Here is a 3,410-nt window from a genome sequence, read left to right on the forward strand (position 1 = left end):
TAAATCACCATCAATTCCCACTTCTCCGAATTCATTGACCATAACGGCCACCCGTCGGCCTTGATTATTTTGCAGTAGATGACGGATGAGGGTAGTTTTTCCCGCACCCAGAAAACCCGTGATCACAGTAACTGGAATTTTATGCATAGATAGGGCGATCGATCATATTCTTAGATCAATGTATCAGACTCTCGGTCTAGGGTTGAGGGTTTCAGCGCTAATTCTTTAGGATTGCCCCACCAATTGCCGGACTGTCACAAACTAGCTGAAATTTTCCTAGTTAGTCGTTATTCTGGTAAAAGTTTCAGCCGGCTAAAATAATCGCTGAAGAACTTTTGTGGGAGTGGATTATGTTACAACGTCTTTTTTTAGCCTTTACCCTCGCTTTTCCCCTTTATCTAGGCATCGCTATTCAACAAACTTCTCCTCTAGCTGATAGAATAAATCGCCCTTCTTCTCGCGGGATCAATAAAATTGAGCAGACGGTAAAAGCTATCCAAAAGCAATTAAAACAAGAGCATTCGGTTCAATTAGATTAATAAATTTTGGCAACAAGAGGAGAGGTAAAACTCCTCTTTTTCACTTTTGATTTGACAAATTACTTGCCATTTGCTGCGGGGGACGGTATTCGGGAACTAAATCTTGTAGGGACTTAACTAAGCCCTGACGGTCATTAACTTGAATAGAATTAAGCAATTGCTCTAATTTGATTTGTAATTTTTCCCAAGCAAGAAAGTGTTCATTAGCGCAAAAAATCTTTGGGTGAGCGGTGGGACGAGCTTTATCGGTATCGATTAATAATTCTTCGTAGAGTTTTTCCCCCGGTCTTAATCCCGTGATTTCAATATCGATATCTTGTCCTAATTCCAAGCCACTTAAACGGATCATCTGTAGGGCCAAATCGTAAATTCTTACCGGTTCACCCATATCTAACAGGAATACCTCACCCCCTCGGGCCATGGCTCCTGCTTGCATAACCAAACGCACCGCCTCGGGAATAGACATAAAATAGCGAATAATATCGCGATGGGTGAGGGTAATATTCTTACGTTGGGCGATTTGTTCCCGGAAACGCGGCACCACGGAACCGCTACTATCGAGAACATTGCCAAAGCGGACGATAGCGCAACAGGTGGAAGTGTCGGGTAAAGCGGCCAAAGCTTGCACGACTAACTCAGCACAGCGTTTACTGGCCCCCATAATGTTAGTCGGTCTGACGGCCTTATCGGTGGAAATGAGAACTAAATTACTAACCGAATTCTCGATCGCAGTCTGAGCGACATTTAAACTACCCCAAACATTAGTGTAAACCCCCTGACTAGCATTGGCTTCCACAAGGGGAACGTGCTTATAGGCGGCCGTGTGATAAATTGTCTCAATCTGGTGTTGTTGGATGACTCGGTCTAGATGATTGCGGTCGAGAACATTGCCTAGATAGGCATACTTGCGTAAATCGCTATAATTTTCGCTTAAATCAAGATCGATTTTGTAGAGGGAAAACTCGTTTAATTCGTAGATTACCAGGCATTTTGGCTTGAGGAAGGCGATTTGTCGGCATAATTCCGAACCGATGGAACCACCACCCCCGGTGACTAACACCGCTTTACCGGTGACATTTTTTCCAAAAAGTTCGGGATGAGGTAGAATTTCTTCCCGTCCTAATAATTCCGAGACATCGACACTGCGAATCTGATTGATGGTCGTTTCTCCCGATAAAATTTTTGAGAGGGGAGGAACGGTTTTAATGTCGATGGGTAAAGTTTCTAGACTTTCGATGATTTGCCGCTTTCTGGCCTTGGCTACATTAGGAATAGCGAGAATAACCCAGTCAAAGGCTGTTTTTTGGTGCAGTAGTGCCAATTGAGAGGGGGGATAAACCCTAAAGCCTTGGATCACTCGGTGCTGCAAATCGGGATTATCATCAACAAAGGCCAATAAACGATAGTGGGGGTCATTTTGTAGGGAACGTGCCAATTGACGACCCACAACCCCCGCACCATAGATAACAATTGTCGGTTCTCTATCAACACTACTGACGTAAATATTCAGACGGTGAAAGACAGAACGAATCAACAATCTCACCCCGATAACCAATACTAGGGTTAACAATGCGTCGATAATCAGGACTGAACGCGGCAAAAAGGCATCCCCTTGAAAGTAGGCCAGAATGATTAAAAACCCTGAACTATAGAGAACCGCTTGCAGTACGGAGGAAAGAAACTCTAATCCTGTATAACGTACTACGGGACGGTAAATACCTTTGAGATAGAAAACTAGAGTTTTAATGGCAATTAAGACCAATATTGGCTCTAAAAAAGGTCTAATTTCCCGATATTCGAGGCTCAGATTCAACCTGAGAGAGAAGGCCAGATAGATGGTTAGACAAAAAACAAGGCAGTCGGTGATCATTAAAAGAGATCGCTTCGATGACCTAGATAGGTAATTAGCCAATTTAAGGATTTTGTTCGCCAGTTTTCTATACATTATCCAATTGATTAATTAATCTTAAGGTAAATTACTTGGCTCCTCTCGACTTTGTCTGGTAATCAGTGCTTATTATTCGGACGAGTCTTGCTAGGCAAGGCTTTGAAGAATATATTTACGGAAAACCACCCCTATTTTTCTCTCTTCCATACAGAAACGAGAAGAGCCAATATTTTTTTTATAACAGTAGCACTGTCCGTCTTTCCAGGGGATAATATCACCTAAATCCAATTATGTCAAGCGGCGGGATTTGTCAAGACTTTGGCTCTCTTAGGTTTGGTGGGTAAAATGTATTCTAAGATACAGTCCTGCTGGCGAGGGAGTGGAGGGAACCACTCCAGACACAGAGGACACAAAGATTGATCGCTTCTAGAGTAAGTTAAACTGGTCGCAACGCGCTCGCTACGCGAGATCACACAAAGAATAAGAGAGCCGGACTTTTTTCCTTTTAGCAACTTTTCATCGCTCCCTAAAAATTTTTTGCTTCCCCAAACTAACCGATAACTGACCGCTAGTCAAGGGTTACAATCAAGAATTGATACAAAAATTTATCGAGTCAAGTTATGAGTAATCAGTACGATGCGATCGTGATTGGGTCGGGAATCGGGGGATTGGTGACAGCGACGCAATTAGCGGCAAAAGGAGCAAAAGTCTTGGTTTTAGAGAGTTATCTGATTCCGGGGGGCAGCGCGGGTTATTTTGAACGAGAGGGTTATCGTTTTGATGTGGGTGCTTCGATGATTTTTGGTTTTGGCAAAAAGGGGACGACTAACCTCTTAACCAAAGCTTTGGCAGCGGTGGATATGAGTATCGAAACCATTGCCGATCCCGTCCAGATCCATTATCATCTCCCGGACGGATTAGACTTAAAAGTTCATCGCGACTACGAACAATTTTTACAGGAATTAATTAGCCATTTTCCCGCA

General features: G+C 43.2%; 4 protein-coding genes. 2 read left to right on the top strand and 2 right to left on the bottom strand.

Annotated features, from left to right (window positions below):
* Positions 1–147 (bottom strand): GTP-binding protein (locus IM462_RS15200; RefSeq protein WP_287714797.1); only part of this gene is annotated, 147 nt, incomplete at its 3' end.
* Positions 148–350: 203 nt separating this feature from the next.
* On the opposite strand from IM462_RS15200, the gene IM462_RS15205 reads away from it, so the two are divergent.
* Positions 351–539, top strand: coding sequence for a hypothetical protein (locus IM462_RS15205; RefSeq protein WP_287230281.1), 189 nt, complete (start codon positions 351–353; stop codon positions 537–539).
* Positions 540–579: 40 nt separating this feature from the next.
* On the opposite strand, the gene IM462_RS15210 is transcribed toward IM462_RS15205, so the two are convergent.
* Positions 580–2,409, bottom strand: coding sequence for a polysaccharide biosynthesis protein (locus tag IM462_RS15210; RefSeq protein WP_287715346.1), 1,830 nt, complete (start codon positions 2,407–2,409; stop codon positions 580–582).
* A 638-nt stretch (positions 2,410–3,047) separates the two neighbouring features.
* Here IM462_RS15210 and IM462_RS15215 point away from each other — a divergent pair.
* On the top strand, positions 3,048–3,410 hold a 363-nt coding region (locus tag IM462_RS15215; protein ID WP_287714796.1), incomplete at its 3' end, for a phytoene desaturase family protein.

This window comes from Microcystis sp. M144S2 (assembly GCF_020246065.1).
In the GTDB taxonomy this organism is placed as follows: Bacteria; Cyanobacteriota; Cyanobacteriia; order Cyanobacteriales; family Microcystaceae; genus Microcystis; species Microcystis ichthyoblabe_A.